This window comes from Sulfitobacter sp. 1A13353 (assembly GCF_043557255.1).
Taxonomy (GTDB): Bacteria; Pseudomonadota; Alphaproteobacteria; order Rhodobacterales; family Rhodobacteraceae; genus Sulfitobacter; species Sulfitobacter faviae.
In genome coordinates this window covers 248,561-264,059 of record NZ_JBIFFS010000003.1, presented here as the reverse complement: position 1 = coordinate 264,059, position 15,499 = coordinate 248,561, and the positions used below count along the sequence as shown (strand labels likewise).

The following is a 15,499-nucleotide window of genomic DNA, read 5'->3' as shown; positions in this document are numbered from 1 at the left end:
GAACGACCTTATGGCCAAGACCGCCCGCAAGAAGGCTGCGCCCAAACAGTTGACCACTGCTCAACGGCTGGACAGCATCATCAAAACCGCGCGCAAGATGATGCGCAAGGACAAGGGGCTCAATGGCGACCTTGATCGCCTGCCGATGCTCACCTGGATCATGTTCCTGAAATTTCTCGATGATATGGAGAAGATCGAGGAAGGCCGAGCGGAACTGTCCGGGAAAGACTACAAACCGATCATCGAATCCCCCTATCGCTGGCGGGACTGGGCAGCAGAGGTCGATGGCATCACCGGCCCGGACCTGCTCAGCTTCCTGACGGCCGAGAAGGCGGAGCGCTCCGACGGCAGTGAAGGGCCCGGCCTGTTCGCCTACCTGCGCAACCTGCGAGGCGACAACGGTCGGCGTGAACGACGCGACGTGATCGCCACCGTCTTCCAGGGCTTCGCCAACCGGATGGAAAGCGGCTACCTGCTGCGCGACGTGGTCAACCTGATCGACGGAATCCACTTCGACTCCTCCGAAGAGGTCCACCTCCTCGGTCGCCTCTACGAAACCTTGCTGCGCGAGATGCGCGACGCCGCCGGGGATTCGGGCGAATTCTACACTCCGCGCCCCGTCGTGAAATTCATGGTCGAAGTCACCGACCCACAGCTGGGCGAAACCGTGCTTGACCCGGCCTGCGGCACCGGCGGCTTCCTGACCGACGCTTTCATGCACCTTGATCCGCAAGCCGACACCGTCGAAAAGCGGCGCATCCTGCAGGAAGAAAGCGTTATGGGCGGCGAGGCGAAGTCGCTTCCCTTCCTGCTGTCGCAGCTCAACTTGCTGCTGCATGGCATGCACGCGCCCCGGATTGATTCTGGCAACGCCCTGCGCTTCCGCCTGAACGAGATTGGAGAGGCCCAACGCGTCAACGTCATCTTGTCCAACCCACCTTTTGGCGGCGAGGAAGAGGTGGGCATCCTCAACAACTTCCCCGAAGACCGTCGTACCACTGAAACAGCGCTGCTGTTTCTCCAACTGATCATGCGTCGGCTGAAGCGTGGCGGCAAAGGCCGCGCCGCGGTCGTCGTACCTAACGGGACACTCTTCGGCGATGGCATCTCGGCTCGCATCAAGGCCGACCTGCTGGAGAAGTTCAACCTGCACACCGTGGTCCGCCTACGCGAGGGCGTCTTCGCCCCCTACACGGACATCCCCGCCAACCTGATCTTCTTCGATACCAGCGGCCCGACCCGCGACATCTGGTATTACGAGCTGCCTCGCCCCGAAGGCCGCAAGAAATACTCCAAGACCGCGCCCATGACCTACGAAGAATTTCAGGGCTGCCTCGACTGGTGGCAGGATCGGAAGGACAGCGAATTCGCCTGGAAGGTGGATGGCCCCGGCCTGATCCAGAAAGACGAGGAAGGCCGGGTCATCGCCTGCAACCTCGACGTCAAGAACCCGCACGCCAAGGAAGCCGTAGACCACCGCAAACCGCGCGAGATCGTCGACGCGATCATCAAACGCGAGCAGGAAGTCCTGTCGATCATGAACGATCTGCGCAGCGAATTCGCAGGGGACGTATGATGTGCGCCGCATGTGTGCCGATCGGCGCTGTTCTCACCAAGTCTGACGACTGGATCGCACCTAGGCCGAATGAAACCTACAAGCAGATCACGGCCCGTCTCTGGGGAAAGGGCCTGACGCTACGCGGCGAGGTTTCCGGGGCACAGATCGCGGCGGCGCGGCAGATCAAGGCAAAGGCAGGCCAGTTTCTTCTGTCACGGATCGACGCCAGACATGGGGCATTTGGGATAGTCCCGCCCGAACTCGATGGCGCATTGGTCAGCAATGACTTTCCGTGCTTCGAGATAGACCAGACCAAAATCCTCCCAGAATTCTTGCAATGGTATTCGCGATCCGAAGCCTTCGTCGATCTGTGCCGACGTTCAAGTGAAGGCTCCACGAACCGTGTTCGCCTTAAGGAAAACGTCTTCCTGAATCTAACTCTGGACCTTCCTTCGCTAGATGAACAGCAACGGATCGCCGGACGACTGGACCGGGCGGCCGAGCTGATCGCGCGGCGATCCGAGGCCGTCGCGGCAGCCGAGGCCGAGATGAAGCAGCTGCTGGCCAAGGCCTTCGCCCGCTGTATAGACGGCGCCCCCTGCTGCCCCATGTCCGAAGTTGCCCCTCTCGTCCGCCGCCCGGTCGAGATCGACCCGAGCCAGGGTTACCCCGAACTTGGTGTTCGCTCTTTCGGACGCGGTACATTCCACAAGCCCGTGCTGCCCGGCACCGAAGTCGGGTCAAAGAAGCTCTTCGAAATGGCGCGGGGGGACCTGGTCTTCAATATCGTGTTTGCATGGGAAGGGGCTGTCGCGATCGTCCAGCCTGAGGACGCTGGCCGGGTTGGCTCGCATCGCTTTCTGACCTGTGTCGCCGATCCCGAGGTCACCAGCGCCGATTTTCTGCTTTATTACTTCCAATCGCCGGAAGGAATTTTGCAACTGAACGAGGCTTCTCCCGGTGGGGCTGGGCGTAACCGGACATTGGGCCTGAAGAAGCTTGAGAAAATCGCAGTGCCGATTCCGGACCGCGATTCTCAGAGGTGGTTCAATGCCCTGCAAGCCAAGGCCCGCCGCATTCAGCAGCTTCGCACCGCATCCTCTGCCGACATCGACGCGCTTATGCCCTCCCTCCTCGACGAGGTCTTCGGGAAGCGCCCGACGCCTGCGTAAGAAGCACAACCCCACCGTTTTCTCTGTTGCCGGTTATTCGCCTCTGATATCAAAAGTGCAATAAAGGCGGCAACTTGTGCAAAGCGCTCCGCGAAATGGCAAGGCGCGCCAGGACGATACATTGAACAGGCAATAGGTTTTTCTGAATGGCGTTACCTACTGACTACCGCTGGATTTCCGTTGGAAAGATCAAGATCCAAAACCGGCAGAATTCACCTGTCGGCGCACCGCAACACGAGTTGATCGATTTGATTGCTCGCCTTGAGGCCCTTCAAGACAGTCAGGAAGGCAAGAGGGCGTATCAAAAAGAAACGCGCCTCATGTGGTGCAATCCCGTTGTCGAGAATGCGGAGTACTACGGGCTCATGATGCAGGTCGGTGATCGCGACGTCGCGGATATGGCTTGGATCGATTTTGATACAGACGAAACGAGGAACAGCGGTAAAAAGGATACGGAGGGGGCGCATTATTGTGCGCATGTTTTGGTCAAGAGGCAGGCCGATGCGCTCGGAAGGCATCTGCTTCTTGCGGAGAAAGTACCCGGGATCAATTTCACCAGCCTGAAGGCGCATTTCAACTGGATCCTGAATGGAGCAACGCCAAAGATCTTCAAGGTGGAAGACGAAGACAAGTCCTACAAGGGCAAATGCGAGATCGACGGTTTCCAGTCAAAGACTCTTCAGCAGGCCATGACGACTGGCACAATCCTTGACCTTCAGCTGATCGGCCATGAAGCGCAGGAACAGGGCCAGGATGAAGCCGATCTTATTCGAGAAACCAGTCGTCGGCTGACTTTGGACGTTCGTCGGGAGGTCGACGCGGACGGCGCCCGTCGCCTTATCAAGCTGGGAATCGATAAAGTTCGGGGTTGGGAAGACGTCGAAGATGACAGCAAAGAATTGCTCGTTCGACTGAAGTCAAACGAAGGGCAGATTAAGACCGTCGAAGTGCCGGTGGGAGATGGTGACCTCGAGGATGACACCAACGAAGCGTTAGAGAACGCGTTCATGTTGAACGAGAAGGTTGCTGGATTCGAGGAGCCTCTCACGCAATACTATGGTGAGGTCCGGCAAGATATGCTCGATAAGCTCATCGAAAAGGCCGTAGAGCTAGAGGCAGGATGATGTTCAAGCATCTTCGTCGACTCTTCATAAACGCAAATACTCTGTTCACCGCGTTTACGTTGTTTCGTCTGCGCGGTGAAAACCTCCCCTATTTCCAGTATGTCTACCCCACAGCAATTTCAGCGGTCGTACTCGTTTCTCTTAATACGTGGGGCAGTACTTATCTTATCATTGATATCGAAAAAGTTGTCGCCAGCGCCACTACGCTGATGGGTGTCCTCGTAGGTTTTTATATCGCCGCACTCGCTGCTGTTACGAGCTTCCCGAATAAGAATCTCGATAATCTCATGGCCGGTCGGTCAACTTCCCTGAGAGAAAAATGTGGCCGAGGAGTTGAAGAAGTGTCGCGGAGACGCTTCCTTTCCATATTGCTTGGATACTGCGCATTTCTTTCGATATTGATATTTCTGGCAGGCTCTGTGTCTTCGGCCATTTCTATCAAGCCGATTTACAAAGGTTGGTGCGTTGAATTGATAAAGTCGGCGTACTGGATAATCTACACATGGATGATATCAAGTCTCGGCACGATAACACTGCTCTGCCTGCACTATCTCATTGATCGCATGCATCGGGAGTAAATTGATCGGAAGTTTCTTAGTGCTCCTGCACTATAAAATTCGTCGCGGGCTCAATTAGGGGTGCATTTCAGCAACTTTATGATCTATCGACTTTGATCTTGCATCTTGGATCGCCTCACGTACGAAGCCCGAAACTTCGGAGTGTTCATGGCTACTTCCATCCCCCATAGACCGCGTGAAACCGTCGCTTCTTTCGTCTCGAGGACGGCAGCTGCCTACCATATGGATGCGGCAACATTCTCGGCAGACCGGGAAACGTCGTTCCTCGCAGTGATCTCAGGAGCCTCCACCGCCATCGAAGCGCTCGAAGCCTTCGGCTGCCCGATCCCTGAAGACGTCGTTGCATGGTCGCCCTCGAAAGATGGGGTTGCCGGGACCATGCGCCTTTTCCGCGGTCACACCTTTCCTTCCAAGATACTGCAGCCTCCAAAGATGCGCGGCTGCCCAGAGTGTATTCGTCAGGACCTTGAGGACCAAGGGACCGGTCCGGCAGCCATGGCGATGCGAGGGCATTGGTTGGTGCCGCACGTGACACTCTGTCTGGAGCACAACACACCGTTGATGACGCTATGGCAGGAAAGCAAACCAGTCCCACGGTTTGCTTCGGCACCGCACCTGGCCTCGTTGATCCCGGCCATCACTGAGGGAAACCTGACCCTCGAACCACGAGCCCCCACCAGCTTCGACACGTGGCTGGATGCACAGCTGGAGGGCCACGGCGACGGTAACTGGCTGGAACAGCACCCGCTGCATGCGGCCTGCAACTATTGCCTGATGCTCGGAACCTCGCTTTTGCGTCATATCACGTCGGCCCCGTCTGCCGTGACAGATGAGGACAAATGGTTCGTGTACGATCTGGGATTTCGGAGTGCCCGACAAGGTGAAGTGGCGATCAGGGGGGCTTTGCAGGGCCTGCAAAACCTCCCGGGCGGACCGCACGATGGCCCGAAGAAGATCTTCCCGAAGATGTACGACCGGCTGGCCTACGACACCATCGACAACCCTGATTACGATGAATTCCGGCGGATCCTGCGGTCACACATGTTGGAGACATGGCCCCTCGGTGTCGGGGACGAACTACTCGGAGAGCCCATCGTCGAACGGAGGCTCCATTCGGTGAGGAGCGCGGCCAAGGCAACAGGGATCGACCAGAGACGCCTCCGAAAGATCCTTGCCGCCGAGAACATCATTCCTGAAGAAGGTCTGCCTGATGCCTGGCAAGTCTTCGATGCGAAACGCGCCGACACGGTGCTGAAAGCCGCGACGACGCTGATCACCGCGAAGGAGTTCGCCGAGGGCATTAACGCATCTCGGTCCCAGTTCGATCTGCTTGTCGCGGGCGGGGTCCTCGCGCCACGACTGCCATCCGTCCACGACGCCGGTACCAAGACCATCTGGGATCCGGTGGACGGCGTGCGCTTCCTCGACAGCGTCTTCATCGGCGCATCGCCGCTCCGCCAAGCGCAGCATGGCTGGGAGCACATCTCGAAGTCCGCCGCGCGCCTGATGGTGGGCCCGGAAGTCATCATCCGGGCGATCCAAGACCGGCGGATCGTCAGGATCGGAAACCACGCCGATTTCGACGGCTACGCGGCGCTGTACGTCTATCATGACGAGGTCTGTTCGGTCCTGTCGCCTGAGCCCTCGTCCCACCAGAGCATCGAGCTGTTCTCGAAAACCGTCGGCATCGGCCAGCCCATCCGCATGAAGCGCCTTGTCATCAATGGCCACACGCCGGCGACGGAGTTGGTGCATCCCAAGTTGAAGACGAAACAGCTGTTTATCACACGCGACGACGCGGACGCCTTCCACCGGCGCTTCTACACGCCGCGAACCATGGCGCAGGCCCACGGAAAGAGTTGGCAGTCCATGACGGCAACCTTGCGAGCCGCTGGGGTCACGATCTTCTCGCCGGATGGCGAGGATTACGGTACGTTGTACCTGCGGGAAGACATCGACCGGACACTCTCGTAAGGAACTGAAAATATTAGAAAAAGCAAAAGGCCGCGCTATTGCGCGGCCTCGCTATGCATTCATTCTGCGATCTCGGGTCTCCCGATCCGGAAATCAGATGAGGTGATTTCCGGAACTCGGATGAGGTGATTCACACTTCATAAGGCGCATTTAATCACCCACACTTACTATGCCCGCAGCTCCCGCAGGTCATGCAGCCCTCGACCATCCGCATGTCGAACTGACCGCAAGACGGGCAGGATTTGCCGCGCGGGGCGTCGAGGCCGACGACCTTCGCCTGCGGGTCGGTCTTCAGCCCCATGCCCTCGCCCGCGATGAAGCCGGTGGCGATCATGTGGCGCTCGATCACGCCGCCGATGGCCGCGAGGATCGAGGGGATGTATTTACCCTGCATCCAAGCCCCGCCGCGCGGGTCGAAGACGGCTTTCAGTTCTTCCACCACGAAGGACACGTCACCGCCACGGCGGAACACGGCCGAGACCATGCGGGTCAGCGCCACGGTCCAGGCGAAATGCTCCATGTTCTTGGAGTTGATGAAGACCTCGAAGGGGCGACGATGGCCGTTCAGCACGATGTCGTTGATGGTGATGTAGAGCGCGTGCTCGCTATCCGGCCATTTGACCTTATAGGTGTTGCCCTCCAACTCGGCGGGGCGGTCCAGCGGGTCGGACATATAGACGATCTCGCCGCCTTCGCTGACCTGATCGGGGCTGTCGGCGGGGGCCTTGTCGCTCTTCTCGGAAGAGACGCTCAGAACCGAACCGGTCACATCGTTGGGGCGATAGGTGGTGCAGCCTTTGCAGCCCGTGTCCCACGCCTGCATGTAGACGTCCTTAAAGGCATCAAAGGAGATGTCCTCGGGGCAGTTGATGGTCTTGGAGATCGAACTGTCGATCCATTTCTGCGCCGCAGCCTGCATCTTGACGTGATCGGCGGGCGGCAGGGTCTGGGCGTTGACGAAATAGTCGGGCAGCGGTGCATCGCCCTTCAGCTCGCGCCACATCTGCACGGCGTAGTCGACGACCTCTTCCTCGGTCCGGCTGCCGTCTTTTTGCAGCACCTTGCGGGTGTAGGCATAGGCAAAGACCGGCTCGATCCCCGAGGACACGTTGCCCGCGTAGAGGCTGATCGTCCCGGTCGGCGCGATGGAGGTCAAAAGCGCGTTGCGGATACCGTGTTCGCGGATCGCTTCGCGCACGTCATCGTCCATCTGCTGCATGGTGCCGGAGGCGAGGAATTTCTCAGCATCGAACAGCGGGAAGGCCCCCTTCTCTTTCGCCAGGTCCACGCTCGCCAGATAGGAGGCGCGGGCGATGGCTTTGAGCCATGCCTCGGTCTGCGCCGCCGCCTCGTCAGAGCCGTAGCGCAAGCCGACCATCAACAGCGCATCGGCAAGGCCGGTGACGCCCAGACCGATGCGGCGCTTGTTCTGCGCCTCGGCAGCCTGCTCGGGCAGCGGGAAGTTCGACACGTCGACCACGTTGTCCATCATGCGAACGGCGGTGGCGACCAACTCGCTCATCGCGTCTTGGTCGAGATGGGCGTCGTCCGCGAAAGGCTGGGCGACCAGACGGGCAAGGTTGATCGAGCCCAGAAGGCAGGCGCCATAGGGCGGCAGGGGCTGCTCGCCACAGGGGTTGGTGGCGGCGATGGTCTCGCAATAGTTCAGGTTGTTCGCGGCGTTGATGCGGTCGATGAAGATCACGCCCGGCTCGGCGTAATCATAGGTCGCCTGCATGATCTTGTTCCACAGATCGCGCGCCTGCACGGTTTTATAGACCTTGTCGCCAAAGACGAGGTCCCAAGACCCGTCGGCCTTCACGGCCTCCATGAAGGGGTCGGTGACCAGCACGGACATGTTGAACATGCGCAGGCGCGCGGGGTCGGACTTGGCGGCGATGAAATCCTCCACATCCGGATGGTCGCAACGCATGGTCGCCATCATCGCGCCGCGGCGCGAGCCTGCGGACATGATGGTGCGGCACATGGCGTCCCAGACGTCCATGAAGGACAGCGGGCCGGAGGCATCCGCAGAGACGCCCAGCACATCCGCGCCGCGCGGGCGGATGGTGGAGAAGTCATAGCCGATTCCCCCGCCCTGCTGCATGGTGAGTGCCGCCTCCTTCAACATGTCGAAGATGCCGGACATGCTGTCGGGCACGGTGCCCATGACAAAGCAGTTGAACAGCGTCACGCGGCGCGCGGTGCCGGCGCCTGCGGTGATGCGGCCCGCGGGGAGGTATTTAAAATCCTCCAGCGCGTTGAAAAACTTGTCTTCCCAAACATCCGCCTTCGATTCGACCTGCGCGAGATCGCGGGCGATACGGCGCCATGTGTCCTCGACCGTGACGTCCTTCGGGGTGCCATCGGCCCCTTTAAAACGGTATTTCATATCCCAGATTTGTTCGGCGATCGGGGCGGTAAAGCGGGACATACAACGGTTCCTTTGAGTCGTGAGGGCGGCACGAATGCGACTTAAGAGTTGGCATCGATACAACAGGCCGGGCTGATTTCTCAACGCCGAAAATGCAGATCGGCCGGAATTTATTCTTCAGCCTACCACAATACCTTGCTAGCTCCGAAGGAGAAACTACTATATAAAGGCTCATTCTCAGGCAGCGCTCCGGGGGAACTTTTGGATAACTACATCAATCTAATCAAACTTTCGGTCGGCACCGAAGGCGTCGAAAGCCTTGCCAAATGGCAGGCGCGCAAGGACGTGCGCACGCATGACGGGCTGCCGCGCCATGTGACCCGCATGTGGCCCAAGCGCGAGGCCGAGATTCTCAACGGCGGCTCGATCTACTGGGTCATCAAGGGCGTGATCCAAGCCCGCCAGCGCATCGTCCGGCTGGAAGAGGTCACCCGCGCCGACGGCATCCGCCGCTGCGCCATCGTGCTGGACCCCGAGATCATCCGCACCCAGAACAGCCTGCGCCGGGCCTTCCAAGGCTGGCGCTACCTCAAGCCCGAGGATGCCCCGCCCGACCTGCCCGAGGGCCGCGAGGCCGAGGCGGAACTGCCCGTGGAATTGAACCGCGCGCTGGCCGAGATCGGCGTGCTCTGAGCCTCAGTCGGCGTAGAGCGCCTCGATCTGATCCCCATAGAGTTCGTAGACTTTGGCTCGGCGCACCTTCATCGTCGCGGTCACCTCGCCATCGTCGTGGTCGAGCTCCTTGCGCATCAGCCAGACCTTCTTGACCTGCTCGACTCGCGCCAGATCGCGGTTCTGCTTGGCCACCTCCGCGTCGATCAATTCCTGCACCTTGGGGTGCTCGGCGAGCGAACGGAAGGTCGTATAGGCGATCCCCTGCCCTTCGGCCCAGAGCCGGACCGTATCCATGTCGATCTGCACCAGTGCTGTCACATAGGGCCGCTTGTCGGCCACCGCGACGACCTCCTTGATGTAGGGACTGGCCTTGATGACATTCTCGATATGCGCAGGCGCGAGGTTCTTGCCCGCCGCGTTGATCATGATGTCCTTCTTGCGGTCGATCAGCGTGATCGAACCGTCGGCCTCCTCGCGGCCCACATCGCCGGTATGCAGCCAGCCGTCACGGAGCGTCTCGGCGGTGGCCTTGGGGTTCTTGTAGTACCCTTTGAAGATCGTCCCGCCCGAGAACAGCACCTCGCCATCCTCGGCGATCTTGGTGCGCACGCCGCTGACCGGAAAGCCGATGCGCCCGTTGCATTGGCCCCATGAGCGCTGGATCGTGCCCACGCCCGAGGTCTCGGACATGCCCCAAGCTTCGCGGATATTCACGCCGATCCCGCGCATGAACCCCAGAAGCTCGGCGCTGATCGGCGCGGCGGCGGAGATCGCGAAGGTAGTCCGACCGAGGCCCAGATAGCTACGGATATGGCGGTAGATCAGCGCGTCCCAGAAGGCGTGGGCCAGCCGGTCCCCGGCGCTCCACTTGTCGCGCCGGATCATGCCGCGCCGCTGCGCGCCCTTCAGCGCCATCAGCGTCATCGGCCCCTTGATGCGCCCGGCGGTCTGCGTCTGCACCAGCACGCCCGCCTGCATCTTTTCCCAGATCCGCGGCACGCCGAAGAACACCTGCGGCGCGACCTCCCGCAGGTCGAGCGTGATGGTCCGAAGGCTCTCGCCGAAGTTCATCACAAACTGCTGCGCCAGCCCGTTAATCACCGTCACCGCCTGTTCCGCGATATGGCACAGAGGCAGGTAGCTCAGCACGTCCGTCCCCGGCGGATAGGCCCCGAAAACACCGCGCGCCACGCCCACGCCGGCGTGGATGTTGCCATAGGAAATCTCTGCCGCCTTGGGCAGCCCGGTGGAGCCCGAGGTGAAGACCATCATGGCGGTGTCGTCAGGCTCAATCCCCGCCTGCCGCGCACGCAGATCATCGGCAAGATCCGCCAGCCGCGCCCGGCCCCGTTCCAGAAGCTCATCGAAGCTGATTAGCCCCAGCACGTCCTCGCCCCGCGTGCCCTTGGGGTTGAAGATCACCAACTGGCGCAGCTGCGGCACCCGGTCGCCCAATTCCTTGATCTTGTCGAGCTGTTCCTGATCCTCAATGAAGAGCACCGTGCTGTCCGAGGCGTTGATCAGATGCTCCAGCTCCGCCGCCGGGCTGGTGGGATACATGCCCACGACCACGCCCGCCGCCGCGTTGATGCCGAATTGCGCCTGCACCCATTCGCTGCGGTTCTCGCTCAGGATGCCGACGTGATCGCCTGCCTTCAGACCCAGATCGACAAGGCCTGCGGCGGCGGCCTGCATGATCTCCTGCAGCCCGGCCCAGGTGATCTCGTTCCAGATCCCGAATTCCTTTTGCCGCATCGCCACGCCGGTGGGGCGGTTCTTGGCATGGTTGTGCACCATGCGCACCAGCGGCGCGAAGTCGCCCTTGAACTCGTCGAATGCCATCACGGGCCTCCCTAGCTGAGCCAGCGTTTGCGGCGCTTGTAATGTTTCACGTCGCGGAAGGACTGCCGCGCGCCGCCCTCCTCGCCCATCCCGAGGTAGAAGGACTGGATGTCCTTGTCGCCGCGCAGCTTCTCCACATCGCCTTCCATGACGATCTGGCCGCTTTCCATGATATAGCCGTAGTCGGCGACCGAAAACGCCACCCCGGCGTTCTGCTCCACCAGCAGGATCGCGGTGCCGTCCTCTTGGTTCAGCCGCTTGATCGTGTCGAAGATCTCCGCCACCACCTTGGGCGCCAACCCCAGCGACGGCTCATCCATCAGGATGAGCTCGGGCCGCGCGATCATCGCCCGGCCAAAGGCCAGCATCTGCTGCTCCCCGCCCGACAGATAGCCCGCGATCTGCCGCCGCCGCTCCTTCAGCCGCGGGAAGAAGGCATAGACCTTGTCGTAATCCGCCTTCGCCTGCCGCCGGTCCAATGCGTATGAGGCGGCGATCAGATTGTCCTCCACCGTCATCTCGCTGAAGATCCGCCGCCCCTCACGCACGTGAAACAGCCCCTGCTGCACCAGACGGTCGGGCTGGATCGACATGATCGACTGGCCCTTGAACGAAATCCGCCCCTCGCCCACCTCGCCGTTCTCCAACGCCAGCAGGTTGCTCGCCGCCTTCAGCGTCGTGGTCTTGCCCGCGCCATTGGTGCCCAGAAGCGTGACGATCTTGCCGTCCGGCACCTCGAGCGACAGCCCGCGCAGCGCCTGCACCGTGTGGTGATAGGTCACTTCGATGTTCTCGATGGTCAGCACGCGAGGCCCTCTCTCTTTTTGGCCAAAAATACTTCGGGGGTCCGGGGGCCGCGCCCCCGAACCTGTTTCGCTTACACGGTGAACCAGTCCGATTTCGGCGTGAACAGCCCATCCTCGGGGTTATAGCCATAGACCCGGCCGGTCCCGATGGCGTTGTTCTCCATGCTCACTGGCCCGCCGAAGAAACCGCCCGAGTCCCAATCGGAAATTCCCGCCAGCTTCTCGGCGATGTTGTCGGGCGTCAGTTCGAGCCCCGCCTCGGCGGTGTCGCGGAAGGCCTTCATGGCAATCTCCAAACCGCACATGGTCTGGATCGCCCATGTCGACATGTAGTTCTCCAGAGGCGTGCCCGCGAACATCTGCTTGCTGAGTTCCGCATACTGCTGATAACGCGGCGCGTCCTCGCGGTCATAGAAATAGCGGTAGGGCATGACGCCCTCGTAGCCAGCAAGGAAGGGCCCGGCCTCGGCGGTGATCCGGTCGGCGATCAGCTTCTCCATGCCCCAGAAGGTGCCCTTGAACTTCACCGGCAGACCAAACTGCCGCGCGCCGCCGATGAGCTGCGGCCAGACGCCGGTGACATAGCCCTGCAGGATACAGTGATCCGCGCCTGACTGCGCCAGTTTGGTGACATGGGTCGGGATGTCGGCACCCTCGGCCTTGGTGCTTTCCTCCAACACGACCTCGAGGCCCAGTTCCTCGGCGGTCTTGCGGCCATGTTCGATGGGATCGCGCCCGAACTCGGTGTTGGAGAAGATGAAGGCCACCTTCTGCCCGCCCTCGTTCTTGATGTTCTGCAAAAGGATGTCGAATTGGCTCTGGTAGGTCGGGCCCGAGAGATACTGATAGGGATGGGTCGCCGGGTCGGCCAGTTCCGAGGCAAAGGAGGTCGAGCCCATGATGCGGGCGTTCTCGCCTTTGAGCTCGGGCGCGATCAGCTTCATCGCCCCGGTGCTGTCGGCGAAATAGCCGATCATGTTCTTGCCTTCCGAGGCCAGCGCGCGCTGGTAGTTGTTCAGCGCGTTCTGCGGCACATAGCCCGAATCCTCGGTGACGAAGCGGATCGGCACACCGGCCACGCCGCCCTCGTCGTTGAACAGTTTCGCGGCCATGGCGAAGGCAGGCGCGACCAATTGCCCCGCCGTGGCGAAGGGCCCGGTGAGCGGCAGCGAGGCGCCGAGCACATACTCCTTGGGCTGAGCGCGCAAGATCATCGGCGTGCCCATGGCCGCCGTCGCGGCGGCGGTGGTGGCGAGGAAGGATCGGCGGTTCATGGTCATCTGGTCTTCTCCCTGATGTGGCCTTGTGAATTCTTACCCGCGCGCAAACGGCCAACGGTTTGCGGCGCGCAGGATACGGTCAACGATCTGGTTGATGCCCAAGGATTCCTTGAGCAGGAACAACACCAGCAGCACGCCGAAGGCGATCTGCTGCAAGGGCGCGCGCAATTGCCCCGCGCCGGCGCTGTCACCGGCCAGCGCGCCAAAGAGCACTTTGATAAGTTCGGGCACCATCACCACGATGATGACCCCGAAAACCGGCCCCATCGTGCGCCCCATGCCACCGATGATCAGCGCCGCCACAAGATTCAGCGAGAGCGCCAGTTCGAACTGCTCGGGCAGGATACGGGCGTAGAAATAGGCGAAAAGCGCCCCCGCCAGCCCGCAATAGGCGGCCGAGAGGGCAAAGCTCATCAGCTTGTAGCGCAGCAGCGAGATGCCGAGGATCTCGGCCGAATAGTCCCGGTCGCGAATGGCGATGAAGGCGCGGCCCACCCGGGTGCGGATCAGGTTCTGCGCCGCCAGCAGCGAGACGAGGCCGACCACGGCGATCAGCCCGAACATCTCGCGCTTGGTATCAAGCTCCCAGCCCAGCAGGTTGGGCACGTTGGTGTTGATCCCGACCATCCCGCCGGTCCAGGGGGCAAAGAGGTCTTCTTCGATCAGGAAGATCACGATGAAATTCGCCGCCAGCGTCGCCACGGCGAGGTAGAGCCCCTTCACCCGCAGGCTCGGCAGCCCCACCAGCACGCCAACCGCCGCCGCCAGCGCCACCGCCAGCGGCACCGAGACGAAGGGCATCAGCCCCGCCGGGATCACCCCCGCCCCGAGGTTGCCGAAGATCGTCACCGCATAGGCGCCGATGGCGACGAAGGCGCCATGGCCCAGCGACACCAGACCGGTATAGCCCGTGAGGATGTTGATCCCCACCACGGCGATCAGCAGGATGCCCATCTGGCTCGCGATCAGAATGAGGTAATCGTTGCCGAACAGCGTGAACAGGACAAGCGCAAGGATCGAGCCGTAGACAAAGGCCTGTTTGTAGCGGTTGTTCAGCACCCGCTCGTCGGCGGCATAGCTGGACTTCAGGTTGGCGTTGATCATATCCGCTCGACCTCCTTCTGCCCCATCAGCCCGTGCGGGCGCCAGATCAGCACCACAAGCACGGTGACATAAGGCACGATTTCGGCCCAGCCGCCGCCCATCTGCCACTGGGTCATCGCTTCGAGCACGCCCACGACCATCGCCGCGATCAGCACGCCGACGTAGCTATCAAGCCCGCCCATCAGAACGATCGCCAGCACCGAGAAACCAAAAAGACCGAGGCTCGGCGAAATGCCGTTGCGCGTGGCGAGGATCGCGCCCGCGATGGCCCCGGTGGTGCTGGCCAGAACCCAGGCGCGGGAAAAGACTTTGGGCACCGAGATGCCCATGGAATAGGCGGTGGATTGGTCCTCGGCCGTGGCGCGGATGGCGATGCCGCCCTTGGTGAACTTCACGAAGGCGACGATGCCACCAAACAGCAGCAGCGCCACCACCATGTTCACCAAATCGGTGCCGAAGAGGAAGATCATGGTGCCGAACAGTTCGAACCGGATCGGCATGTTAGGCGCGATATAGGGCACGCTTGCGGCATCCGCCGTCCAGATCAACTGGGCCGCGCCCGACAGGATTGAGATTAGACCGACCGTCACCATGATCATGGCAAAGATCGACTGCCCCATCAGCGGGCGCATCAGCACCCGCTCGATCACCCGACCGAGGATCGCGTTGCAGACCAGCGCCCCAGCCAGCCCCAAGAGGATGCGCGGCAGGTTCGCCACCCAGTCGAGCACCGCCGCCACGGGCGAGAACATCGGCAAATCACCCCGCATCTCGACCATCCAGCCGGGCTGCCACGAGGCCAGCCAGCCGGGCGCCCAAGGCTGGCCGGGGACGATCACGGCGAAGGTGAAATAGAAATAGGCCCCGAACATGATCAGGTAGCCATGGGCGAAATTCACCACCTTGGTGGCCTTGTAGACGCTCACGATGCCCACGGCGATCAGCGCGTAGATCGCCCCGGCCATCAGCCCGTTGATCGCGAATTGCACGAACTGCCCCATCACAGCGCCTC

Annotated in this window: 12 protein-coding genes; 6 read left to right on the top strand and 6 right to left on the bottom strand. The window is 61.2% G+C overall.

Annotated elements, in window-relative coordinates:
- Positions 1–10 precede the first annotated feature (10 nt).
- The 5 genes from ACGYLO_RS08565 to ACGYLO_RS08545 all read left to right on the top strand — a co-directional run bounded on the left by ACGYLO_RS08565 (position 11) and on the right by ACGYLO_RS08545 (position 6,406).
- Entirely contained in the window at positions 11–1,576 is a 1,566-nt protein-coding gene (locus ACGYLO_RS08565) for an N-6 DNA methylase (RefSeq protein WP_394376381.1), read from the top strand.
- A complete protein-coding gene (locus ACGYLO_RS08560; protein WP_394376380.1) occupies positions 1,573–2,730 on the top strand; it encodes a restriction endonuclease subunit S in 1,158 nt (385 codons plus the stop codon). The genes ACGYLO_RS08565 and ACGYLO_RS08560 overlap by 4 nt, the downstream gene beginning before the upstream one ends.
- 146 nt (positions 2,731–2,876) lie before the next feature.
- Positions 2,877–3,854: a hypothetical protein gene (locus ACGYLO_RS08555; protein WP_394376379.1), complete on the top strand. Its 978-nt coding sequence runs from the start codon at positions 2,877–2,879 to the stop codon at positions 3,852–3,854.
- Positions 3,854–4,432: a hypothetical protein gene (locus ACGYLO_RS08550; protein WP_394376378.1), complete on the top strand. Its 579-nt coding sequence runs from the start codon at positions 3,854–3,856 to the stop codon at positions 4,430–4,432. Before ACGYLO_RS08555 ends, ACGYLO_RS08550 begins: the two co-directional genes overlap by 1 nt.
- A gap of 147 nt (positions 4,433–4,579) precedes the next feature.
- Positions 4,580–6,406, top strand: a complete 1,827-nt coding sequence (locus tag ACGYLO_RS08545; protein WP_394376377.1) for a TniQ family protein — start codon at positions 4,580–4,582, stop codon at positions 6,404–6,406.
- A gap of 154 nt (positions 6,407–6,560) precedes the next feature.
- On the opposite strand, the gene ACGYLO_RS08540 is transcribed toward ACGYLO_RS08545, so the two are convergent.
- Positions 6,561–8,840 carry an adenosylcobalamin-dependent ribonucleoside-diphosphate reductase gene (locus ACGYLO_RS08540; protein ID WP_271689108.1) on the bottom strand — a complete coding sequence of 760 codons (2,280 nt, stop codon included), beginning with the start codon at positions 8,838–8,840 and terminating at the stop codon, positions 6,561–6,563.
- A 201-nt stretch (positions 8,841–9,041) separates the two neighbouring features.
- On the opposite strand from ACGYLO_RS08540, the gene ACGYLO_RS08535 reads away from it, so the two are divergent.
- Positions 9,042–9,473, top strand: a complete 432-nt coding sequence (locus tag ACGYLO_RS08535) for a DUF1489 family protein (protein WP_209217204.1) — start codon at positions 9,042–9,044, stop codon at positions 9,471–9,473.
- Positions 9,474–9,476: 3 nt separating this feature from the next.
- Here the strand turns inward: ACGYLO_RS08535 and ACGYLO_RS08530 are convergent, their stop codons facing one another.
- The 5 genes from ACGYLO_RS08530 to ACGYLO_RS08510 all read right to left on the bottom strand — a co-directional run bounded on the left by ACGYLO_RS08530 (position 9,477) and on the right by ACGYLO_RS08510 (position 15,488).
- Complete coding sequence (locus tag ACGYLO_RS08530) at positions 9,477–11,297, bottom strand: long-chain fatty acid--CoA ligase (protein ID WP_271689107.1); 1,821 nt, start codon at positions 11,295–11,297, stop codon at positions 9,477–9,479.
- An 11-nt stretch (positions 11,298–11,308) separates the two neighbouring features.
- A complete protein-coding gene (locus ACGYLO_RS08525; RefSeq protein WP_271689106.1) occupies positions 11,309–12,103 on the bottom strand; it encodes an ABC transporter ATP-binding protein in 795 nt (264 codons plus the stop codon).
- A gap of 71 nt (positions 12,104–12,174) precedes the next feature.
- Positions 12,175–13,383 carry an ABC transporter substrate-binding protein gene (locus ACGYLO_RS08520; RefSeq protein ID WP_271689105.1) on the bottom strand — a complete coding sequence of 403 codons (1,209 nt, stop codon included), beginning with the start codon at positions 13,381–13,383 and terminating at the stop codon, positions 12,175–12,177.
- A 33-nt stretch (positions 13,384–13,416) separates the two neighbouring features.
- Entirely contained in the window at positions 13,417–14,487 is a 1,071-nt protein-coding gene (locus tag ACGYLO_RS08515; protein WP_271689103.1) for a branched-chain amino acid ABC transporter permease, read from the bottom strand.
- The gene (locus ACGYLO_RS08510; protein WP_271689102.1) at positions 14,484–15,488 is read right to left on the bottom strand and encodes a branched-chain amino acid ABC transporter permease; all 1,005 of its coding nucleotides are present in this window, start codon (positions 15,486–15,488) and stop codon (positions 14,484–14,486) included. The genes ACGYLO_RS08515 and ACGYLO_RS08510 overlap by 4 nt, the downstream gene beginning before the upstream one ends.
- Positions 15,489–15,499 lie beyond the last annotated feature (11 nt).